The organism is Streptomyces sp. NBC_00306 (assembly GCF_036169555.1).
In the GTDB taxonomy this organism is placed as follows: domain Bacteria; phylum Actinomycetota; class Actinomycetes; order Streptomycetales; family Streptomycetaceae; genus Streptomyces; species Streptomyces achmelvichensis.
In genome coordinates this window covers 4,754,957-4,776,700 of record NZ_CP108032.1, presented here as the reverse complement: position 1 = coordinate 4,776,700, position 21,744 = coordinate 4,754,957, and the positions used below count along the sequence as shown (strand labels likewise).

General features: G+C 70.8%; 19 protein-coding genes. 10 read left to right on the top strand and 9 right to left on the bottom strand.

The window, feature by feature from the left end:
• Positions 1-162: 162 nt before the first annotated feature.
• The 5 genes from OHA05_RS21285 (at position 163) to OHA05_RS21265 (ending at position 8,124) form a co-directional block, all read left to right on the top strand.
• A complete protein-coding gene (locus OHA05_RS21285; protein WP_328861453.1) occupies positions 163-1,347 on the top strand; it encodes a sensor histidine kinase in 1,185 nt (394 codons plus the stop codon).
• Positions 1,348-2,561: 1,214 nt separating this feature from the next.
• Positions 2,562-3,893, top strand: coding sequence for a sensor histidine kinase (locus OHA05_RS21280; RefSeq protein WP_313948902.1), 1,332 nt, complete (start codon positions 2,562-2,564; stop codon positions 3,891-3,893).
• A 321-nt stretch (positions 3,894-4,214) separates the two neighbouring features.
• Positions 4,215-4,874, top strand: coding sequence for a response regulator transcription factor (locus tag OHA05_RS21275; RefSeq protein ID WP_313948903.1), 660 nt, complete (start codon positions 4,215-4,217; stop codon positions 4,872-4,874).
• A 249-nt stretch (positions 4,875-5,123) separates the two neighbouring features.
• A complete protein-coding gene (locus OHA05_RS21270; RefSeq protein ID WP_313944732.1) occupies positions 5,124-7,070 on the top strand; it encodes a 2-oxoacid:acceptor oxidoreductase subunit alpha in 1,947 nt (648 codons plus the stop codon).
• Positions 7,063-8,124 carry a 2-oxoacid:ferredoxin oxidoreductase subunit beta gene (locus tag OHA05_RS21265; protein ID WP_313944733.1) on the top strand — a complete coding sequence of 354 codons (1,062 nt, stop codon included), beginning with the start codon at positions 7,063-7,065 and terminating at the stop codon, positions 8,122-8,124. Before OHA05_RS21270 ends, OHA05_RS21265 begins: the two co-directional genes overlap by 8 nt.
• Before the next feature lie 165 nt (positions 8,125-8,289).
• Here the strand turns inward: OHA05_RS21265 and OHA05_RS21260 are convergent, their stop codons facing one another.
• Positions 8,290-8,682, bottom strand: coding sequence for a winged helix-turn-helix transcriptional regulator (locus tag OHA05_RS21260; protein WP_313944734.1), 393 nt, complete (start codon positions 8,680-8,682; stop codon positions 8,290-8,292).
• Positions 8,683-8,777: 95 nt separating this feature from the next.
• Between OHA05_RS21260 and OHA05_RS21255 the strand changes: the two genes are divergently transcribed.
• Together OHA05_RS21255 and rarD are read left to right on the top strand one after the other, a co-directional pair.
• Complete coding sequence (locus OHA05_RS21255; protein ID WP_313944735.1) at positions 8,778-9,638, top strand: SDR family oxidoreductase; 861 nt, start codon at positions 8,778-8,780, stop codon at positions 9,636-9,638.
• A gap of 302 nt (positions 9,639-9,940) precedes the next feature.
• Positions 9,941-10,951, top strand: coding sequence for an EamA family transporter RarD (rarD, locus tag OHA05_RS21250; protein WP_313944736.1), 1,011 nt, complete (start codon positions 9,941-9,943; stop codon positions 10,949-10,951).
• A gap of 760 nt (positions 10,952-11,711) precedes the next feature.
• Here the strand turns inward: rarD and OHA05_RS21245 are convergent.
• Both OHA05_RS21245 and OHA05_RS21240 read right to left on the bottom strand, forming a co-directional pair.
• Entirely contained in the window at positions 11,712-12,128 is a 417-nt protein-coding gene (locus OHA05_RS21245) for an SRPBCC domain-containing protein (RefSeq protein ID WP_328861452.1), read from the bottom strand.
• Entirely contained in the window at positions 12,125-12,736 is a 612-nt protein-coding gene (locus OHA05_RS21240) for a CGNR zinc finger domain-containing protein (RefSeq protein ID WP_328861451.1), read from the bottom strand. The genes OHA05_RS21245 and OHA05_RS21240 overlap by 4 nt, the downstream gene beginning before the upstream one ends.
• 21 nt (positions 12,737-12,757) lie before the next feature.
• On the opposite strand from OHA05_RS21240, the gene OHA05_RS21235 reads away from it, so the two are divergent.
• Positions 12,758-13,207 carry a VOC family protein gene (locus OHA05_RS21235; RefSeq protein WP_313944739.1) on the top strand — a complete coding sequence of 150 codons (450 nt, stop codon included), beginning with the start codon at positions 12,758-12,760 and terminating at the stop codon, positions 13,205-13,207.
• A gap of 29 nt (positions 13,208-13,236) precedes the next feature.
• On the opposite strand, the gene OHA05_RS21230 is transcribed toward OHA05_RS21235, so the two are convergent.
• Positions 13,237-13,443, bottom strand: a complete 207-nt coding sequence (locus OHA05_RS21230; RefSeq protein ID WP_328861450.1) for a hypothetical protein — start codon at positions 13,441-13,443, stop codon at positions 13,237-13,239.
• Positions 13,444-13,798: 355 nt separating this feature from the next.
• On the opposite strand from OHA05_RS21230, the gene OHA05_RS21225 reads away from it, so the two are divergent.
• Together OHA05_RS21225 and OHA05_RS21220 are read left to right on the top strand one after the other, a co-directional pair.
• Positions 13,799-15,127, top strand: coding sequence for a M28 family metallopeptidase (locus OHA05_RS21225; protein ID WP_313944741.1), 1,329 nt, complete (start codon positions 13,799-13,801; stop codon positions 15,125-15,127).
• A gap of 130 nt (positions 15,128-15,257) precedes the next feature.
• Positions 15,258-15,815 carry a flavodoxin family protein gene (locus tag OHA05_RS21220; protein WP_313948904.1) on the top strand — a complete coding sequence of 186 codons (558 nt, stop codon included), beginning with the start codon at positions 15,258-15,260 and terminating at the stop codon, positions 15,813-15,815.
• Between the two features lie 40 nt (positions 15,816-15,855).
• Here OHA05_RS21220 and OHA05_RS21215 read toward each other — a convergent pair whose 3' ends face one another.
• The 5 genes from OHA05_RS21215 to OHA05_RS21195 all read right to left on the bottom strand — a co-directional run bounded on the left by OHA05_RS21215 (position 15,856) and on the right by OHA05_RS21195 (position 21,542).
• Complete coding sequence (locus OHA05_RS21215) at positions 15,856-16,788, bottom strand: ABC transporter permease (RefSeq protein ID WP_328861449.1); 933 nt, start codon at positions 16,786-16,788, stop codon at positions 15,856-15,858.
• Positions 16,775-17,713 (bottom strand): ABC transporter ATP-binding protein, encoded by a 939-nt coding sequence (locus OHA05_RS21210; protein ID WP_313944743.1) that lies wholly within the window; start codon positions 17,711-17,713, stop codon positions 16,775-16,777. Before OHA05_RS21210 ends, OHA05_RS21215 begins: the two co-directional genes overlap by 14 nt.
• 98 nt (positions 17,714-17,811) lie before the next feature.
• Positions 17,812-19,044, bottom strand: coding sequence for a LolA family protein (locus OHA05_RS21205; RefSeq protein ID WP_328861448.1), 1,233 nt, complete (start codon positions 19,042-19,044; stop codon positions 17,812-17,814).
• A 211-nt stretch (positions 19,045-19,255) separates the two neighbouring features.
• On the bottom strand, positions 19,256-20,275 hold the full coding sequence (locus OHA05_RS21200) for a CHRD domain-containing protein (protein ID WP_328861447.1): 1,020 nt from the start codon (positions 20,273-20,275) through the stop codon (positions 19,256-19,258).
• A 256-nt stretch (positions 20,276-20,531) separates the two neighbouring features.
• Positions 20,532-21,542 carry a polyprenyl synthetase family protein gene (locus OHA05_RS21195; RefSeq protein ID WP_313944746.1) on the bottom strand — a complete coding sequence of 337 codons (1,011 nt, stop codon included), beginning with the start codon at positions 21,540-21,542 and terminating at the stop codon, positions 20,532-20,534.
• Between the last annotated feature and the right edge of the window lie 202 nt (positions 21,543-21,744).

Here is a 21,744-nt window from a genome sequence, read left to right as displayed (position 1 = left end):
TGACGTCGTTGGCGATCTGATCGACGATCTGTATGCACGGGAGTCTAGGCCTGCTAAAGGGACCGTAAGAAGTCGCGTCGCGCATCGGGTGGGGTTATCCCTACTTCATCCCACCGATCCACCCCATGGCGCGCGGCGGCGCGGCCCGGCAGGCTGGCCCGTATGACCGTGAGCAGCACCGCATCCGACCATGACCGGCCGCCACCCGCGCACTTCGCGTTCGGCAGTCACACCTGGAAGGAGATCGCGCATCTCCTCTGCAATCTGCCGGTGTCGCTGGTCGGATTCGTCTACGTGACGTTGCTGATCTTCAACGGTGTGCTGTTGTCGGTGACGGTCATCGGCCTGCCGCTGCTCGCCCTCGGTCTCATGGGGGCGCGCGGGCTCGGCAGGGCGGAGCGCGCGCGGACGCGGGCGCTGCTCGGCGTACGGATCGACGAGCCGAGCACGTTGTCAGGCATGCATCGCGGTGGCGGAATGTTCCCCCGCCTGTGGGCGACCCTGAAGGACCCGGTCGCCTGGCGCACGGTGCTGTACTGCTTCATCCGGCTGCCGTGGGGGGTTCTCACCTTCTCCACCATGATGGTCAGCCTGTTCGTGCTGTGGCCCGTACTGCCCTTCATCGCACGCGGACTCGCCAACGCCGACCGCGCGATGGCGCGGGGGCTGCTCTCGCCCTCCGACGAACTGGAGCAGCGGATCGCCGAGTTGGAGTCCGACCGCGGGGTCGTCGTGGACACCGCCGCCGCCGACCTCCGCCGCATCGAACGCGACCTCCACGACGGCGCCCAGGCCCGGCTGGTCGCCCTCGCCATGGGCCTCGGCCTCGCCAAGGAGAAGCTCAGCGGCGACGAACTGGACAGGACGGCGGCCGCGGCGATGGTCGACGAGGCACACGGCGAGGTGAAGCTCGCCCTCCAGGAGCTGCGCGACCTGGCCCGCGGCATCCACCCCGCGGTCCTGACCGACCGCGGCCTCGACGCCGCGCTCTCCTCGGTCGCCTCCCGCTGCACGGCACCGGTGAAGGTGACGGTGGACCTCCTGGAGCGGCCGGCCGAGGCGATCGAGGGCATCGCGTACTTCACCGTGTCCGAGCTGCTGCAGAACGTCAGCAAGCACGCGCAGGCGAAGAGCGTGACGGTGGACGTCTGGCGCACGCGGGACCGCCTGCTGATCCAGGTCACGGACGACGGCAAGGGCGGCGCGCGACTGGACGGCGGTACGGGGATGGCGGGGCTCGCGGAGCGGCTGGGGGCGGTGGACGGACTGTTCGTCCTGGAGTCGCCGGTGGGGGGCCCGACGACGGTCACGGTGGAAGTTCCGTGGCGTTCGCGCTCGCCGCACTGAGGGGGTGCCTGCACCTGCCCGGTGCGGGTGGAAAGGTCTTGGTGGCTGCGCCCCCAGGCCCCTTGCCTGCGGCAGCTGCGCGGCGCCGAGTCCGTTCCTACCGGTTGCCGGCGCCGCCCGGGCACCTGTCCCGTGGCGGGTGGTGGACAGGTTCCTGTGGGGCTGCGCCCCACACCCCCGCTGCGGCAGCTTCGCGCCGCCCGGACCCGCGCACCCGTCCGGTGCGCGTGAGGAGAGGGAGTTCATGTGGGGCCGGCGCCCCACGCCCCCTGGTGGGTTGCGGCTCCGCCGGCCGGTGACCGCACCTGTCCGGTGCGGGCGGGAAGGTCATGATGGGCTGCGCCGCCAGGCCCGTTCCTGCGGCAGCTTCGCGCCGCCCGGCCCGGAGTCTCCTGCGGGGCTGGGCCCCACACCCCTGGTGGGTTGCGGCTCCCCGCGCGGCCGGGGTGACCGCACCTGTCCGGTGCGGGCGGAAAGATCATGATGGGCTGCGCCGCCAGGCCCGTTCCTGCGGCAGCTTCACGCCGCCCGGCCCGGAGTATTCGTGCAGGGCTGCGCTCGCCACCCCCGCTGCGGCAGCTTCGCGCCGCGCTGGCTGGTCGCCCCGGTCAGGCGCGGGTAGAGAGGTTCCTGTGGGGCCGCGCCCCACGCCCCTGCTAGCGGCAGCTTCCCGCCGCGTTGGCTGGTCACCCCGGTCAGGCGCGGGTAGAGAGGCGTTTCTGTGGGGCCGCGCCCCACACCCCCTCGTAGCGACAGCTTCGCGCCGCATCCCATCGGGCGCCCCGAACAGGCTCGGGTTCGCGTGTGCCCGCAACCGCCACCGGCCGCGTCCTCGACCCCCGGCAGGGGGCGTGCAGGGTCGTCCCCGCAGGGGATCGGCGGCAACGCCCGGGTGCTCAATACAGAACGCTGTACGCCGCCGACCCCGAGGAGTCGAGCCCGGAGGGCCCCCGGACCCGCACCACACAAGACCCGAGGCCCAAGCACCCCGGGCCCCGCCCAAGCGCCCGACGCCGAAAAAGGGCCCGAGGCCCAAACACCCCGCCCAAGCACCCCACGCTGAACAAGAACCCGCACCCCAAGCCCCACCCCCCACAACCCCCATGGTGGGGAAAACCCCCCGCCCAAGAGGGCAACCCCCCTCATGGTGCGCGCCCTCCCGTCGCAGCAGGCTTGTTCTCATGACAGCCCGCAGCCCAGAACGGACGACGCCGATGGCCACGGATTACCGACCGGAGCAGCACGACCGGTACGACACGCGGGACCACAGCCTTCCCGCGGCCCTGCGTGCGCCGCTCGAGGGCCGCACCTGGCGTGAGTTCGGGTACCTGATGCTGAGCCTGCCGATCAGCATCATCTTCTTCACCTTCGCCATCGTGACGATCTCGCTCGGCGCCGGCCTGCTGGTCACCTTCCTCGGCATCCCGGTCCTCGCCGCCGGCCTGGCCGGCTGCCGTGCCTTCGGCGCGCTGGAGCGGACCCGGGCCCGTTCCCTGCTCCGCCTCGACGTGGACAACCCCGAGCCGGTCCGCCCCCGCACCAACGGGCTGATGTCGTGGGTCGGCGCCGTCCTCAAGAGCGGTACGTCCTGGCGGCACCTGCTCTACGCGGTGGTGCACTTCCCGTGGGCGATCACCGCGTTCACCGTCGCGTTCACCTTCTGGGTCACGGGATGGTCCCTGCTGCTGTACCCGCTGTGGCAGTGGACCTTCCCCACGTACCTCGACCAGCCGGGCATCTCGCTCTACGGCGACAGCACCGGGACGCAGTTCTACCTCGACACCTCGTTCGAGATCGGCGTGACCGCCGCCGCGGGCCTGGTCGTCGTCATGGCGACCGCGTGGCTGATCCGCGGCCTCGCGTACGTCGACCGGCTGATGATCGGCGGGCTGCTCGGGCCGTCCAGCCTGGCCACGCGGGTCGTCGAGCTGGAGTCGGACCGCGGCGTCGTCGTCGACACCGCCGCCGCCGACCTGCGGCGCATCGAGCGCGATCTGCACGACGGTGCCCAGGCCCGGCTGGTCGCCCTCGCCATGGACCTGGGTCTCGCCAAGGAGAAGCTGAACGAGGACCCGGAGGCCGCGGCCCGCATGGTGGACGAGGCGCACGGTGAGGTGAAGACGGCGCTCCAGGAGCTGCGGGATCTGGCGCGCGGCATCCACCCGGCGGTGCTGACCGACCGCGGTCTCGACGCGGCACTGTCGGCCGTGGCCTCCCGCTGCACCGTCCCGGTGGCCGTCGACGTGGACCTGGCGTCCCGGCCGGCCCCGGCGATAGAGGGGATCGCCTACTTCACCGTGTCCGAGCTGCTGCAGAACGTCAGCAAGCACGCCCGGGCCCGTCGGGCGACCGTGGACGTCTGGCGGTCCGAGGACCGGCTGATGCTACAGGTCACGGACGACGGCACCGGCGGCGCGGACCTCAGCGCGGGCAGCGGCCTCGCGGGACTCGCCGAACGGCTGGACGCCGTGGACGGAATCCTGGCCCTGGACTCGCCGCACGGAGGCCCGACCACGGTGACGGCGGAGCTGCCCTGGCGCGGCTGACACCCGGGGGCGGGCCGCACCCCGCCCCCGCACCGCCGGCAACACGCCCCGTACCGCCGACAACGCCCCCCGTACCGCCGCGGCACCCCGTACAGCCCGCCCTCCCGCCGTACGACCCCCGGCGCACCGGGGCCCACACCCCTCACCCTCCGCGAGACCTCCGAGACCTCCGTGACCCGTACCCCCACCCGCTCAACGCCCCGCCCCCGTTTGCCGTCTATTCCCAGAGCCTGGCCGCAGTGCGGAGCCAATACTGCGATGCTGGTGAACACAGGGGTGGTAGCGGATCGACAGGGGGGCTTCAGGGCTGTGGAGGACAGAGTGCGGGTCGTCATCGCCGAGGATTCAGTGCTGCTTCGGGAGGGCCTGACCCGGCTGCTGACCGACCGCGGGCACGACGTCGTGGCCGGCGTGGGCGACGCGGAGGCGTTGATCAAGACGATCGGGGAGCTGGCCGCGCAGGAGCAGCTGCCGGACGTGGTGGTCGCCGACGTACGGATGCCGCCGACCCACACGGACGAGGGCGTCCGGGCGGCCGTGCGGCTGCGCAAGGACTACCCCGGGATCGGAGTGCTGGTGCTCTCCCAATACGTGGAGGAGCAGTACGCCACCGAACTTCTGGCGGGGAGCAGCCGCGGGGTGGGCTATCTGCTGAAGGACCGGGTAGCCGAAGTGCGCGAGTTCGTGGACGCCGTGGTGCGGGTGGCCCGTGGCGGTACGGCACTGGATCCCGAGGTCGTGGCCCAGCTCCTGGGCCGCAGCCGCAAGCAGGACGTGCTGGCCGGTCTCACCCCCCGTGAGCGGGAGGTTCTCGGTCTGATGGCCGAGGGCCGGACGAATTCGGCGGTGGCCAAGCAGCTGGTGGTGAGTGACGGAGCGGTCGAGAAGCACGTCAGCAACATCTTCCTGAAGCTGGGGCTGTCCCCGAGCGACGGGGATCACCGGCGTGTTCTGGCGGTGCTGACCTACTTGAACTCATAATCGTCTGACAGTCTGTCAGATATTGAGCGGGGCTCCAGCCCCAGAACCGAACAATGAGCGGGGAGCGTCTTACCACCAGCATTCGGGGGGCGAACGCATGAAGGCACACGAGGGCACCACGGCGTCTCACACGGACGTCCGAAATGTGAGCGGTCCAGGGAAGGCCACCCTCACGGTCGTAGGGTGGCACGTGGGACGGCCGGTGGGCCGGCCGGGCCCGAGCAGCCGCCTCGAGGGAGGTCCAGTTCAGTGACCAGCCAGGTCAGTAGCCCAGCCGAGAACGCCGATGAGGCCGACGAGGGCGATACGACACTCGTCGGCGGGCAGCGGAAGCCCACGGAGCCGAAGGAAGTCCGCCGACTGGACCGGGTCATCATCCGCTTCGCGGGTGACTCGGGTGACGGCATGCAGCTCACGGGTGACCGGTTCACCTCGGAGACCGCGACCTTCGGGAACGACCTCTCCACGCTGCCGAACTTCCCCGCCGAGATCCGGGCGCCCGCCGGCACCCTCCCCGGCGTCTCCAGCTTCCAGCTCCATTTCGCCGACCACGACATCCTCACCCCCGGCGACGCCCCGAACGTGCTGGTCGCGATGAATCCGGCCGCGCTGAAGGCCAACATCGCCGACGTGCCGCGCGGCGGCGACATCATCGTCAACACGGACGAATTCGCCAAGCGCGCCATGGCCAAGGTCGGCTACGCCACCTCCCCGCTGGAGGACGGCTCCCTGGACGGCTTCCACGTCCATCCCGTGCCGCTGACGACCCTGACCATCGAGGCGCTCAAGGACTTCGGTCTCCCCCGCAAGGAGGCCGAGCGCTCGAAGAACATGTTCGCGCTGGGCCTGCTGTCCTGGATGTACAACCGTCCGACCGAGGGCACCGAGAAGTTCCTGCGGAGCAAGTTCGCCAAGAAGCCGCAGATCGCCGAGGCGAACATCGCGGCCTTCCGTGCCGGGTGGAATTTCGGCGAGACGACCGAGGACTTCGCCGTCTCCTACGAGGTCGCCCCGGCGAGCACCGCCTTCCCGGCCGGCACCTACCGCAACATCTCCGGGAACCTCGCCCTGTCCTACGGGCTCATCGCCGCCGGCAAGCAGGCGGACCTGCCGCTCTATCTGGGCTCGTACCCCATCACTCCCGCCTCCGACATCCTGCACGAGCTGTCGAAGCACAAGAACTTCGGTGTACGGACCTTCCAGGCCGAGGACGAGATCGCGGGCATCGGCGCGGCGCTGGGGGCGGCCTTCGGCGGCGCGCTCGCCGTCACCACCACCTCCGGCCCCGGTGTGGCGCTCAAGTCGGAGACGATCGGTCTCGCGGTCTCGCTGGAACTGCCACTGCTCGTGGTGGACATCCAGCGCGGCGGCCCCTCGACCGGTCTGCCGACCAAGACCGAGCAGGCGGACCTGCTCCAGGCCATGTTCGGCCGCAACGGCGAGGCGCCGGTACCGATCGTCGCGCCCCGCACCCCCGCGGACTGCTTCGACGCGGCCCTGGACGCGGCACGGATCGCCCTGGCCTACCGCACCCCCGTCTTCCTGCTGAGCGACGGCTACCTCGCCAACGGCTCGGAGCCCTGGCGGATCCCCGACATCGACGAACTCCCCGACCTGCGGGTGCAGTTCGCGACCGGCCCGAACCATGAGCTGGCGGACGGTACGGAGGTGTTCTGGCCGTACAAGCGTGATCCGCAGACCCTCGCGCGTCCCTGGGCGGTTCCGGGGACGCCCGGACTCGAGCACCGGATCGGCGGCATCGAGAAGCAGGACGGCACCGGCAACATCTCCTACGACCCGGCCAACCACGATCTGATGGTCCGCACCCGGCAGGCCAAGATCGACGGCATCGAGGTGCCCGACATCGAGGTCGATGATCCGGACGACGCGACCACTCTGGTGCTGGGCTGGGGTTCGACGTACGGACCGATCACCGCCGCCGTACGGCGGCTGCGGGCCGCGGGCATCCCCATCGCCCAGGCCCATCTGCGCCATCTCAACCCGTTCCCGCGGAATCTCGGGGACGTGCTGGGGCGTTACCAGAAGGTAGTGGTACCGGAGATGAACCTCGGCCAACTCGCCACCCTGATCCGGGCGAGGTATCTGGTCGACGCGCACAGCTACAACCAGGTCAACGGCATGCCGTTCAAGGCCGAGCAGCTGGCCACGGCTCTCAAGGAGGCCATCAATGACTGAGACGGTGTCCGGTCTTCTCTCCCTGGTTCCCAAGGCCGAAGCCCAGCAGTCCATGAAGGACTTCAAGTCCGATCAGGAAGTGCGCTGGTGCCCCGGCTGCGGTGACTACGCGATCCTCGCCGCCGTGCAGGGCTTCATGCCCGAACTGGGCCTGGCGAAGGAGAACATCGTCTTCGTCTCCGGGATCGGCTGCTCGTCCCGCTTCCCGTACTACATGAACACCTACGGGATGCACTCCATCCACGGCCGCGCGCCCGCCATCGCCACCGGGCTCGCGTCCTCGCGGCGGGACCTGAGCGTGTGGGTCGTCACCGGTGACGGAGACGCGCTCTCCATCGGCGGAAACCACCTGATCCACGCCCTGCGCCGCAATGTGAACCTGAAGATCCTGCTCTTCAACAACCGGATCTACGGCCTCACCAAGGGCCAGTACAGCCCCACCTCCGAGGTCGGCAAGATCACCAAGTCGACGCCGATGGGCTCGCTCGACGCGCCCTTCAACCCGGTGTCCCTGGCGATCGGCGCCGAGGCCTCCTTCGTGGCCCGCACCGTCGACTCCGACCGCAAGCACCTGACCGAGGTGCTGCGCCAGGCCGCCGACCACCAGGGCACGGCGCTGGTCGAGATCTACCAGAACTGCAACATCTTCAACGACGGCGCCTTCGAGGCCCTGAAGGACAAGCAGCAGGCGGAGGAGGCGGTCATCCGCCTCGAACACGGGCAGCCGATCCTCTTCGGCACCGACAACTCCAAGGGCGTCGTCCGGGATCCCGCGACCGGGGACCTCGCGGTGGTCGAGGTGACACCCGCGAACGAGTCGCAGATCCTCGTCCACGACGCGCACGCCACCAGCCCGACCACGGCGTTCGCGCTGTCCCGGCTGGCCGACCCGGACACCCTGCACCACACGCCCATCGGTGTGCTGCGCAGCGTCGAACGGCCGGTCTACGACACGCTGATGTCGGACCAGCTCGACACCGCGATCGAGCGGGACGGCAAGGGGGATCTGGGCGCGCTGCTCGCGGGCAACGACACCTGGACGGTCGGGGGCTGACGCACGGCTCGCGCATACGGAGGGGTCGGGGCCGCCGGGCCCTGGCCCCTCTTGCCGTTCGCCGGAGCTGCCGTATGGGGTCGTGCTGGGGCCGCTGTCCGGCTGTGCCCACCACGGCTGGGGCGCCCATGCCCGTGCCTGTGCCCGTGCCCGTGCCCGTGCCCGTTAGGCAGGCTCCGCCTGGAGCGAGGCCTTCGCCTCGTCGTACTCGGCGCGCGACCGCTCTACCTCTTCGAGCCGGCGTTCCGTCCAGCGCGCCAGCGACCACACCTGTTCGGCGGCCTCCCTGCCCAGCGGGGTGAGCGTGTAGTCCACGCGCGGCGGAATGACGGGCTTGGCGTCGCGGTGGACGAACCCGTCGCGTTCCAGGGTCTGCAGCGTCTGCGCAAGCATCTTCTCGCTGACACCGCCCACGGTCCGGCGCAGCTCGCTGAAGCGGTACGAACGCTCCAGCAGCGCGGCCAGGACGAGGACGCCCCAGCGGCTGGTGACGTGCTCCAGCACGATGCGGGAGGGGCACATCTTGTCGTTCACATCGGGCGTCCAGCTAACGTTCATGCCAGTACCTTACTCCAAAGTGGGTACTTTCCCTCGGTTAGTACCCCTCCTAGGGTGAGCGAGCAGCCTGACGCACCCTACGAACGGAAACAACCATGAGCATCGTCGTCACCGGAGCCACCGGATCCCTCGGCCGACTCGTCATCGACGAGCTGCTGGCGAAGGTCCCGGCAGCGCGGGTGGTCGCCGTCGCCCGCGACAAGGAGAAGGCCGCGGATCTCGCCGCCCGGGGCGTGGAACTGCGGATCGCCGACTACGACGAGCCCGCGACGCTCACCGAAGCCTTCCGGGCGGGCGACCGGGTCCTGCTGATCTCCGGCAGCGAGGTGGGCAGGCGCGTACCGCAGCACACCGCCGTGATCGAGGCCGCGAAGACCGCGGGCGTCGCGCAACTCGCCTACACCGGGGTCCTCGGCGGACCCGCCGCCGACTTCCTGCTCGCCGCCGAGCACAAGATCACCGAGCAGCTGATCCTCGACTCGGGTCTGCCGTACACCTTCCTGCGCAACGGCTGGTACACCGAGAACTACACCGAGCAGCTCGCGCCCGTCCTCGCCCACGGCGCCGTCGTCGCGAGCGCCGGCACGGGCCGGGTCGCCTCGGCGGCCCGCGCCGACTACGCCGCCGCGGCGGCCGCGGTGCTGACCGGCGAGGGGCACCTCGGGCAGGCGTACGAGCTGAGCGGGGACGTCGCGTGGTCCTTCGCGGAGTACGCGGCGGAACTGTCCGCGCAGACCGGGCGCACAATCGTCCACAACGACGTACCGGCCGCCGCGCATCTGGAGATCCTGACCGGGGCCGGGGTGCCCGCGCCGTTCGCCGAGATCCTCGTCGACGTCGACGCGGCGGTGGGCCGAGGGCTGCTCGCCACGAGGAGCGGGGACCTGGCGCGTCTCGCCGGACGGCCGACGACACCGCTGGCGGACTCGGTCAGGACGGCGCTGGCCGCGGCCTGAGGCGATGGGGGGGCCGGGGGGCGCCGTCTGGTGCTGGGCGGGTGCCGCGTCGTTCCGGGGGCCGGCGAGTCGTCGACCGATGACGGGTGATCGCCGTCGTTCCGGGTGGCTGCCGCGCTGTTCCGGGTGGCCGCCGAGTCGTTACCGGGTGATCGCCGTCGTTCCGGGTGGCTGCCGCGTCGTTCCGGGCGGTCGTGGACGCCTCCCGATTCGTCATGACCGTATGGCGATACGGGCATGACAGGCTCGGCCTCCGGCGCGTACCTTTCGACGAGGTGAAGCGCGCAGGGGCGGGAGGGGCAGTGACGTCGGACGGTGAACAGCGGGCAGGACTGCTGTACGGGATCGGGGCCTACGGGATGTGGGGTCTGGTCCCCCTCTTCTGGCCCCTGCTGAAGCCCTCGGGCGCGGCGGAGATCCTCGCCCACCGCATGGTGTGGTCGCTGGCCGTCGTGGCCGTCGCCCTGCTGGTGGTGAGGCGCTGGGGATGGGTACGGGAGCTGATCCGCAGCCCCCGGAAGCTCGGGCTGATCACCGTCGCCGCGGCGGTCATCACCGTCAACTGGGGCGTCTACATCTGGGCCGTGAACTCCGGCCACGTCGTCGAGGCCTCTCTCGGCTACTTCATCAATCCGCTGGTCACCATCGCCATGGGCGTCCTGCTGCTGAAGGAACGGCTGCGGCCCGCGCAGTGGGTGGCGGTCGGCACCGGATTCGCGGCGGTGCTGGTGCTGGCGATCGGGTACGGACAGCCGCCATGGATCTCGCTGACGCTGGCGTTCTCGTTCGCGACGTACGGGTTGGCGAAGAAGAAGGTCAACATCGGGGGGCTGGAGTCGCTCGCGGCCGAGACCGCGATCCAGTTCCTGCCGGCGCTCGGGTTCCTGCTGTGGCTCGGGGCGGACGGGGCGGCGACGTTCGGTTCGCACGGGGTGGGGCACGCGGCCCTTCTGGCCGCGACAGGTGTGGTGACGGCGGCGCCGCTGGTGTGCTTCGGCGCGGCGGCGATCCGGGTTCCGCTGTCGACGCTGGGGCTGCTGCAGTACCTGGCGCCGGTGTTCCAGTTCCTGCTGGGGATCCTGTATTTCCACGAGGCGATGCCGGCGGAGCGGTGGGCGGGCTTCGGGCTGGTGTGGCTGGCGCTGAGCTGCTTGACGTGGGATGCGTTGAGGACGGCGAGGAGGACGAGGGCGGAGGCGGCGAGGTTGTCGAGGGAGGCGGCGCTGAGGGTGTCGGGGGTGGGTTCGGCGGCGGGCGCGGCTGCCGCTCCGGCTCCGGCTCCGGCTCCGGCTCCGGTGAAGCCGACGTCCTGAGGTGCTTGAGCCTCGGGTTCTTGTCGGGCGTCAGGTCCCGGGCCTGGGTGCTTGAGCCTCGGGTTCTTGTCCGGCGGCGGGTCCGGCGGCCCTCCGGGCTCGACTCCTCGGGGTCGGCGGCCAACAGCTGCGTTCCATTGCGCACCCGGGTCTTGCCGCCGATCCCCTGCGGGGACGACCCTGCACGCCCCCTCCCAAGCGGTCGAAGGCCCGAGCCCCCGGACGCTCCTGCGTGCGGCTGCCGGGTCGTGGGGCGGCGGGTTCTTGTCGGGCGTCGGGTCCGGGGGCCCTCCGGGCTCGACTCCTCGGGGTCGGCGGCCAACAGCTCCGTTGCATGGATCACCCGGGTCTTGCCGCCGATCCCCTGCGGGGACGACCCTGCACGCCCCCTCCCAAGCGGTCGAAGGCCCGAGCCCCCGGACGCTCCTGCGTGCGGCTGCCGGGTACGTGGGGCGGCGGGCCCTTGTCGGGCGTCGGGTCCGGGGGCCCTCCGGGCTCGACTCCTCGGGGTCGGCGGCCAACAGCCGCGTTGCATTGCGCACCCGGGTCCTGCCGCCGATCCCCTGCGGGGACGACCCTGCACGCCCCCTCCCAAGCGGTCGAAGGCCCGAGCCCCCGGACGCTCCTGCGTGCGGCTGCCGGGTACGTGGGGCGGCGGGCCCTTGTCCGGCGTCGGGTCCGGGGGCCCTCCGGGCTCGACTCCTCGGCACGCCCCCGACGGCGGGTCGAGGACGCGACCCGTTGATGCGCACCCCGAGCCTCAGGACACCCCCAGGGCCTGCACCACCTCGGCCGTCACGGCCTTCCAGTGGGCCCGCTGCCGTTCCCGTTCCACCGCGTCGGCAAGATGCTCCTGGTGGAAGCGGAGGACGGACTTTCCGGAGCCCGACGCGGAGACCGCGACCTGGAGTGTGGTCGTGCCGTACGTCAGCCGGACGCGGTCGCCCGGGCGGTAGCTGCGCAGCTCACCCGTGACGCCCTCGTCCGTCGCGTACTCCTCGCCCTTCTCGGTGGGCAGGTCAACGCCCTTCCCGAGCCAGAGGGCGACGCCCTCCGGGCTCACGATGAAGTCCCACACCGCGGCGACGGGCAGGGGAAGCGTCTTCGAGACGCCGATCTCCCAGCCCGCGTCCTGGGTGAGCCCCGTCGTGTCGTGACGGCTCGGTTCGCTCGTCATCGCTCGTCTCCCTCCGATTCGGTGTGGCGGGCGCGGTGCGCCCTGACCTTGCTGCGATTGCCGCAGTTCTCCATCGCGCACCAGCGACGGCGGCCCGGCCGGGACGTGTCGACGAAGAGCAGGGAGCAGTCGTGCGCGCCGCATTCGCGGATGCGATGCGCGTAGGGCCCGGTGAACAGGTCCACCACATCGCGCGCGACGGCGGACAGCAACTGAGTGCCCGTGGCCCCGGGGACCCAGCCGTGGCCCCCGTGCTCGGTGAACCGCGGGACCGGCGAGGCCTTCGCCGCCGCGTCGTTGACCACGGCAAGGTCCGCCGGGGACAGCGGCCCGCCGCGCATCCGGCCGGCGGTCAGCCGCCACAGGGCGTCGCGGAGTGCCCGCGCTGCCATGACCTCGTCAGGGGTCACGACCGGCTCCAGCCCGTCGGGCAGCCGGCTCTGCTGCGCCCAGCGCACCAGGTCGGCGGGCTCGTGCAGCACCTCCCACCGCGCATAGCTTCCCGGCCCTCCGGTCGGCAGCAGCTCGAGGCAGAGCGCGCCGGGGTCGAAGCGATAGGGACGCCCATCCGGCGTACTCAGGGTCAGTCCTCTTGCCGCCTCGCTCATGTAACCATTATAAGTGGTTACATGACCGTGCACTGGAAACTTGTGGTGGACTGCTCCGACCCGCACACGCAGGCCGACTTCTGGGCCGCGGCGCTGGAGTACCGACGAGAGGACCACAGCGCGCTGATCGAGAGCCTGCGGCAAGCCGGACAGCTGCCGGACGGCTCGACCACCCAGGCCCACGGCCGGGACGCCTGGCTCGATTACACCGCCGTCCGGCATCCGGACGACGAGTTCGAGAAGGACACCGACATCGGTCTCGGCCGTCGACTGCTGTTCCAGCGCGTGCCCGAGGGGAAGACGGTCAAGAACCGGCTCCATCTCGACCTGCACATGGGTCCGGAGAAGCGCGAGGCGGAGGTCGCGCGGCTGGAGGGGCTCGGTGCGACCGTCCTCTACCGGCAGGACCAGCCGATCGGCGTGTGGACGACCATGGCGGACCCCGAGGGGAACGAGTTCTGCGTGGAGTAGGACCGCGTTCGGGGAGCGCCGGGCAGGCTCTAGTCCCCATCCCGCCAGGTGAAGAAGTCGAGCCCGTGGCCCTCCTCCTCCGCCGCCGTGTACCGCCGGCGCGCGCGCCGTGTCAGCAGGGCGAACATGCCGACGAGGAGGGCCATCGCGGCCACGGTCGCGAACAGCGTGGCGACCCCCACGGGCAGCAGAAACCTGATCGCGGCGTCCAGCAGCAGGAACGGATCCAGGTTCATACGGCGCACCCTTGCTCGGCGATGGCCACAGCCTGAACCCCTGTCACACCGTTGACGCCCGCCGTGCGGCAGTTGTGCCCGAAAGGCGCCGCGGCGTTGGCCGTTCCGTGACGGAGTCGAAGTCCTATATACGAACGCGGCTGACCGATTTCCGCCCTTGACGGTAGGTCAAAGTCTCGCTGAACTCTCAGCACGCACACCGCGCCACCCGTACCGCAGCATCACCACCGCATGCCCACGCGCCCGCATCGCTCTCCTTACTGTTCAGCGCCACTGCTCCAACGCCCTGGAACGAGCCGTTCCGGGGCGTCTCGCACGTTCCGTCATGTCCCCGTACGGAATCCGGAGCCCCCACATGAAGTTCTCCGCCTTTCCCAGACGCACGGCCGCGGCCGCCGCGATAGCCCTGGCCGGTCTGCTCGCCTCCGCCGCTCCCGCGGCCACGGCGGCACCGGCCGCGCCGGCAGCCCCGACGTCCGCACTGGCCGCCCCCGACATACCGCTCGCCAACGTCAAGGCGCACCTCACCCAGCTCCAGTCGATCGCCACCGCCAACGGCGGCAACCGCGCCCACGGCCGGGCCGGCTACAAGGCGTCCCTCGACTTCGTGAAGGCGAAGCTGGACGCGGCCGGATTCACCACGTCCATCCAGCAGTTCACCTCCAGCGGCGCCACCGGGTACAACCTCATCGCCGACTGGCCCGGCGGCGACGCCAACCAGATCGTGATGGCCGGTGCGCACCTCGACTCCGTCTCCTCCGGTGCCGGCATCAACGACAACGGCTCGGGCTCCGCAGGCGTCCTGGAGACCGCGCTCGCCGTCTCCCGCGCCCAGTTGCAGCCCACGAAGCATCTGCGGTTCGCCTGGTGGGGCGCCGAGGAGCTGGGCCTGGTCGGGTCGAAGTACTACGTCAACAACCTTCCCGCCGCCGAGCGTTCGAAGATCTCCGGTTATCTCAACTTCGACATGATCGGCTCGCCCAACCCGGGCTACTTCGTCTACGACGACGACCCGGCGATCGAGAAGGTCCTCAAGGACTACTTCGCCGGCCTCGGCGTCGCGACCGAGATCGAGACCGAGGGCGACGGCCGCTCGGACCACGCCTCGTTCAAGAACGTGGGCATACCGGTCGGCGGTCTGTTCACCGGAGCCGGGCGCACCAAGACCGCGGCACAGGTCCAGAAGTGGGGCGGCACCGCCGGCCAGGCCTTCGACCGCTGCTACCACTCCTCGTGCGACACCACGGCGAACATCAACGACACCGCCCTGGACCGCAACAGCGACGCGCTCGCCCACGCCGTCTGGACGCTCTCGACGGGGACGACCGTCCCGCCCGGTGAGGCGTACGAGAACACCGCCGACGTGGCGATCCCGGACAACGGCGCGGCCGTCACCTCGACGGTCAACGTCACCGGCCGCACCGGCAACGCCCCGGCCGCCCTCTCGGTGGGCGTCGACATCCGGCACACCTGGCGCGGCGACCTGGTCGTGGACCTGGTGGCCCCCGACGGCAGTGCGTACCGGCTGAAGAACTCCAGCAGCAACGATTCGGCGGACAACGTCGTCGCCACCTACACCGTGAACGCGTCGAGCGAGCCGGCCAACGGCGCCTGGAAACTGCGGGTGCAGGACGTCGCCGCGCAGGACACGGGCTACATCAACAGCTGGAAGCTGACCTTCTGACCGGCTGACCCGGCTGTCCCGAAGACCGCCACCCCCCACCGACTGCATGCGTGTGCATATACTGCGCACGCATGCAGTCACGTTCGCGGACGGCTGTCCGCGGTACGAGCGGTACGAGGGGGAGAACGCGATGACCCGGAAGTTCCTGTTCCTGCTGGGCAGCAGCCGCACCGACGGCAACACCGAGGCGCTGGCCCGGCTCGCGGCCGAGCAGCTTCCCGCGAGCGCCGAGCAGCGCTGGCTCCATCTGGCCGACCTCCCACTGCCGGACTTCGAGGACGCACGGCACGAGGACGACGGCGCCTATCCCGCGCCCACCGGGCACGGCGCCACCCTGCTGGACGCCACTCTGGAGGCGACCGACCTGGTCATCGCCTCACCGCTGTACTGGTACACCGTCTCGACCTCCACCAAGCGCTACCTCGACCACTGGTCGGGCTGGATGCGGGTGCCGGGCGTGGACTTCAGGGCCCGGATGGCGGGACGCACGCTGTGGGGCGTGACCGCGCTCGCCGACGCCGACCGCGCGGCGGCCGACCCGCTGGTGGGCACGCTCGACACCATCGCCGCCTATCTGAAGATGGAGCGGGGCGGTGTACTCCTCGGCAACGGCTCCCGGCCCGGTGACGTCCTGAACGACGAAGCGGCCGTCGGGGACGCCAAGCGGTTCTTCGCCGCGGTGACGTGAGTCGTGCGCCTCCCGGCTTCGGGAATCGTGGCCGCGGTGCCTACGCCGTGATGTCCTTCGTCGTGAAGCGCGCCCAGGCAGCGGACCCGAACACCACGGCGTACAGCGCCTGAAGGCCCAGGTTCTTCTGCACCTCGTCCCAGTAGAGCGGCTCCCGCAGCAGGTCCGAGAACGACAGCCAGTAGTGCGGGAAGAGATATGGGTGGATCGCGTCCAGCTGAGGGATCGTGTCCAGGATCTGCACGGTGATCAGCAGGCCGACCGTGGTCGCCATGGCCGCGATGCCGCTGCCCGTGAGCGTCGAGACGAACAGGCCGAGGGCCGCGAGTCCGGCCAGCGAGGCCGCGACGACGACCGCGATCAGGGCGGCCCGCAGCAGGCCGTCCCCGAACGAGATGGTGGTGCCGGAGATCGTCGTGACATCACCGAGCGGGAAGAGCACCGCGCCGACGGCGAGCGCGGACGCGGCGACCACCAGGGTGGCCACCAGACAGAACGTGAGGACGGTCGCGTACTTGGCGAGGAGCAGCCGCGTCCGGCCCGCCGGTGCGACCAGCAGATAGCGAAGGGTGCCGGCGTTGGCCTCGCCCGCGATGGCGTCGCCCGCGACGACCCCGACCGCCATCGGGAGGAACACGGGCAGGGTCGCGGCGAGCGCGGCGAAGACCAGGAACAGGCCGTTGTTGGTGATCTGGGTGATGAAGGCGGGTCCCTCGCCGCCGCCTCCGCCGGAGGAGCCCCCGTCGCCGGTCTCGATCTTCACCGCGATGCCGATCAGTACCGGTACGGCGGCCAGCACGGCCAGCAGGGCGAGCGTCCGCCAGCGGCGCAGCGTGGTGAACAGCTCGGAGCGGAAGAGCCCGAGGGTCCACAGCGCACGCGGTCCGGCGTCCGGTCCGGCAGCCGCTCCCGGGCGGTCGGAGCCATCGGCACCGCCGGTCCCGCCCGTCCCGATCACCTCAGCCTGCGACATCGAATCCCTCTCCGGTCAGTGCGACGAACGCGTCCTCCAGGGAGGCGCGCTCGACGCCGAACCCCCGTACCCGCACCCCGCCGCCGACCAGGGCGGCGTTGAGCTCGGCCAGGTCCACACCGGGCCCCGGCGGCTCGCCCGTCACCCGCTCGTCCTCGACGTTCACCCCGGCGACTCCCTGCTCCTTGAGAAGGCGGGCGGCGTCGCCCGTGTCGGGCGTGAGGACGACCAGGCGGCCTCTGGCCCCGGCGGCGAGGTCGGCCACCGGGCCCTGGATGAGCAGCCGTCCCTGCGCCATGACGGCCGCGTGGGTGCAGACCTGTTCGATCTCGTCGAGGAGGTGCGAGGAGAGGAAGACCGTGGTGCCGTCTGCGGCCAGCGCCCGGACCAGGGCGCGGATCTCCCGCATGCCCTGCGGGTCGAGGCCGTTGGTGGGCTCGTCGAGCACCAGGAGCTTGCGCGGCTGGAGCAGCGCGGCGGCGAGCCCGAGCCGCTGCTTCATACCGAGGGAGTACGCCTTGGCCTTCTTTCCCGCGGCCGAGGTCAGCCCCACCCGGTCCAGTGCGGAGGCGACGCGGGCCGCGCGGGTGCGGGGATCGGCGTTCGGGTCGGCGGAGTCGTACCGCACCAGGTTGTCCCGGCCGCTCAGGAACCCGTACAGCGCCGGTCCCTCGATCAGCGCGCCCACATGCGGAAGGACCGTCCGTACGGCACGCGGCATGGTGCCGCCGAGGACAGTCGCGCTGCCGGCGGTGGGCTCGATGAGGCCCATCAGCATCCGGATGGTGGTGGTCTTGCCCGACCCGTTGGGGCCGAGGAAGCCGAAGACGCTGCCCGCGGGCACGGCGAGGTCGAGCCGGTCGACGGCGAGCTGGCCGCCGCGGTAGCGCTTGGTGAGTCCGTGCGTCTCGATCACAGCTGCCATACCGGCCCCCGTTCACTCGCTCAGGCTTCCGCCCCACCGTACGGAGCGTACGGCGGGGCGGGCGACAACCACGATCGGGCGTCATGCCCTCGCCCGGGTCACTTGCCTGCGTCGGCTGCCTTCACGAGTGCGTCCTTGGTGACCGCTCCGACGTACACGGTGCCGTCGTCCGTCATCAGGGCGTTGACGAGCCGGGTCTTGAAGACCGTGCCCGAGCCGAACTTGCCCTTCACCGGGTCGCCCAGGGCGTCCAGGAAGCCCTGCGCCTCCGGCGGGACGTCACCCTCCTTCGGGGCCGCGGAGCCCTCGCCGGCGGGTCCCTCGATCTTCGCGATGGAGGTCCAGCCCTCACCGATGACGTTCAGGCCCTGGAACTCCTCGAAGCCCTTGAGGTCCTTCTCGGGCTTCGGGGCTCCCTGGTCCTTGCCGAGCTCGTCGGCCTCGGTCACCTTCGCGCCCTTGGGCGGGCTGAAGTCGAAGGTGGACGCGGCCGGCTTGGAGAAGTCGACCTTGGTGAAGCCGACGTCGACGGCGGCCTTGCCCCCGCCGCTCGGCGTGAGCGTGAACTTCAGCGGGGTGCCCGTCTTCGCGTCCACCGCCACCTTGATCGAGCCGATGGTGGAACCGCTCTGCTTGGGCTTGATCAGCAGCTGGTAGGCGTCGCGGCCGGCCACCTGGGCGGTGCCGTCGACGGTGATGGACGTGGTGTCGCCGGCCGCCTCGAGGGCCTCGTCCGCGAACTCCTTGGGCGTGGACGGCAGATCCTCGGGCTTCGCCTGGTCCTTGCCGTGCTCCTCGGCGGCGCCCTTCGCCGCGTCCTTGGAGTGGTACGCCTCGTTGGTCGCGCTGTCGTAGGCCCAGACCTCGTCGCCGTTGTGGATCAGGCTGTACTCGGCCGCGTCCTCCAGGATCGACACCTTCTGCCGGTCCGGACCGTCGGCCGCGACCCTCAGCGTGTGCGAACCGGTGGCGAGCTCCATCAGCTTGCCGTCGGGGGCGGCGGACGAGCCCTGCTCGTTCCCGCGGTCGCCGCCCTTGGGCGCGAAGGAGTCGGCGAGACCGCCGATGTCCGGGAGGCCCAGGTCCGTGTTGACCTTGACGGTGCCGGACAGCTGCTGGGTGTCCGATGCGGCGATCTTCTCGATGAGCTCCTGCGCGCTGATCTTCGGCAGATCGGGGTCACCGGATGCAGCGAGCGCCGGGACGAGCCCGATGGTCGCCGCCGCCACCCCGGCCACCGCGACCGGGACGATGTAGCGAGCGGCCTTGCGGCGGCCCACTGCGAGGTCCTTGGCCTCTTCGGTGGTCTGTGCGCTGTCGTTCGGTGCCATGGTGTGCCCTACCTCCGTGGTTGGTCAGGCCTGGTACTACCAATCTGACCAAATCGGCCGCACTCAGGCGTCAGACCCCGGGAGCAACTTGTCGTACTGCTCTGGGATGACGCAGAGGCGCGACGCCTCCCCCATCCAGTAGGGGAAGCGCCGAGCCCTTGACGCAAGAGCTGTGCGGAAGTTCTTGTCCGCTGTGCCGGTCCGGGTCCTGTTACTTCTGGACGAAGACGTAGTCCGCGCCGTACGGGACGCCGACGATCGCACCCTGGTCGCAGCTGCCGGCCGGGGCGACGCCGCCCACCGTGTTCAGCCGGAAGATCTCCTGGGTGTGGGCGAACAGCCCCCGCTTCTTGCCGGACCGACTCGCCTTGAGGTCCAGCTCGGGGATGTTCGCTTCGCCGTTCGGCGTCCTGCTGATCAGTGCACCGGTGACGGCGCTGCGGTCGGGAGCGATCCACTGCGGAGTACCGGAGTTGGGAGCGATGAAGGAGTGGGCGATGTTCCCGCCCAGCACGGCCCGGACATCGCGCTGCTGGAAGGAGAGCGTGCCGTCGGCGGACTTCTTGCACTCGTAGATCTGCCGGCCCTTGACGACGGACGCCTGGACGTTGCCGAGGGCGCGGTCGAACGGGAAGGACCCGGTCACCTTGTGGAACTGGCCCCGGACGGCGCCGCCGGGGAACGCCGCGGTGTGCAGATTGGCGTAGAAGCCGTTCGGGTCCGTCCTGAACGCGTCGAGCACGGCCTTGTCCTTGACCTTGACGCTGCCGGTGACGGCTCCCGTCCAGCCGGCGGCCCCGGTCCGGCCCGTGCCGATCAGCCCGGTGAAGTCGATCTTGATGCCTCCGTTCGTGCCCTTCGCACCCTGGTGGATGTGGAGGGCGGTCGGCTTGTCGGTGCCGCGGAACTTCACCGCGACCGACACTTTGTCCCTCCGGACCTCGACGAACTGGAGCGCCGCGCCGTCGCGGTCACCGACGGCGGGCCCTCCCTGCACCGGAACCTCGTTGGCGCCGTTGAGGCTCGCCACGAAGAGCGAGGCGCTCCCCCTGCCCGAGCCGCCCGAACCGCTCTGGACGGCCAGGTCCGAACCGCTGCCGCCCTGCCCGGCGGAGCGGTGGGCGGAGGAGCCGTCGCCGTCGGCCGCGAAGGCCGGCAGGACGGCGAGGGCGACGCCCGCGGCGGCGGCGACGGCGGTGGTACCGACAAGGACGGTCTTGGTGCGCTTCATCAGCAAGTCTCCCCGTACCGATGCCAACGCCCTGTGCGTCAGCTTCTGCACTGGCGTACGGAGCGGATCTCGGATTGGACCCAATCCAATTCTGTGATGCCGGTCACACCCGCGAGGAGGCGGCGCAGGCACCCGTCCGCCGGTGCACGCGGGTGTCTACCGGTTCCCCGTCGAGGTACGGGTATCGCCCGCGGGCGCGTCGAAGCGCCGCCCGCTCGGGCGTCTGTGCAGGTGGGGAGGGATCTGGCGGGGTGCGTCAGCCCGCTCGGTGCACGACCAGGTCGCAGAGCTCCACGAGCGCCGCCTTCGCATCGCATTCGGGCAACGGCGCGAGCATCGCCCGCGCCTCCTCCGCGTAGCGCACGGTGTCGCGCCGCGCCTGCTCCAGCGCGGGGTGCACACGCAGCCGGCGCAGCGCGTCGGCGTGCAGCTCGTCGTCCGAGAGGTCGCTCTCCAGCAGCGCGACCAGCTCCAGGTCCTCGGGGAGCCCCTGGGCCTCGGCCCGCGCGCGCAGATGCAGCACGGGAAGCGTCGGGATGCCCTCCCGCAGGTCCGTGCCCGGCGTCTTGCCGGACTCGTGCGAGTCGCTGGCGATGTCGAGGACGTCGTCGGCCAGCTGGAACGCCACGCCGAGCCGCTCGCCGTACTGGGTCAGGATGTCCACGACACCCTCGTCGGCACCCGACATCATCGCGCCGAAGCGGCCCGAGACGGCGATCAGGGAGCCCGTCTTGCCGCCGATGACGTCGAGGTAGTGCTCCACGGGGTCACGGCCGTCGCGCGGGCCCGCCGTCTCCAGGATCTGGCCGGTGACCAGTCGCTCGAAGGCCTCGGCCTGGATGCGTACGGCCTCCGGACCCAGGTCGGCCAGTATGTGGCTGGCCCGGGCGAAGAGGAAGTCGCCGGTCAGGACGGCGACCGAGTTGCCCCAGCGGGCGTTCGCGCTGTCCACACCGCGCCGTACGTCCGCCTCGTCCATCACGTCGTCGTGGTAGAGCGTCGCGAGATGCGTGAGCTCCACGACCACGGCGGAGGGCACCACACCGGGCGCGTGGGGGTCGCCGAACTGGGCGGCCAGCATCACCAGAAGTGGCCGGAACCGCTTGCCTCCGGCCCGGACGAGATGCTGCGCGGCCTCCGTGATGAAGGGCACCTCGCTCTTGGTGGCATCGAGCAGACCCGCCTCCACGGCCGACAGTCCGGTCTGGACATCGGCCTCAAGAGCCTGGTCCCGCACGCTCAGCCCGAACGGCCCGACGACGCTCACGAGGGGGTCTCCTGTCTGCTGACGATCACACGGATTGTCGATGTGTCGCTCGATTCACTCAAGTCAGCGTATCCGGTCGCCTTTCGATCACCATGGGCGGCTTCCCGCTGCCGCCGGTATGTTCGTGATCAGCACGTACGCCCAGGGGTGAGCCCTTTCGCCGGGTTCTGCGACCGGTTCCGACGTGACCGGCGCACCCCGT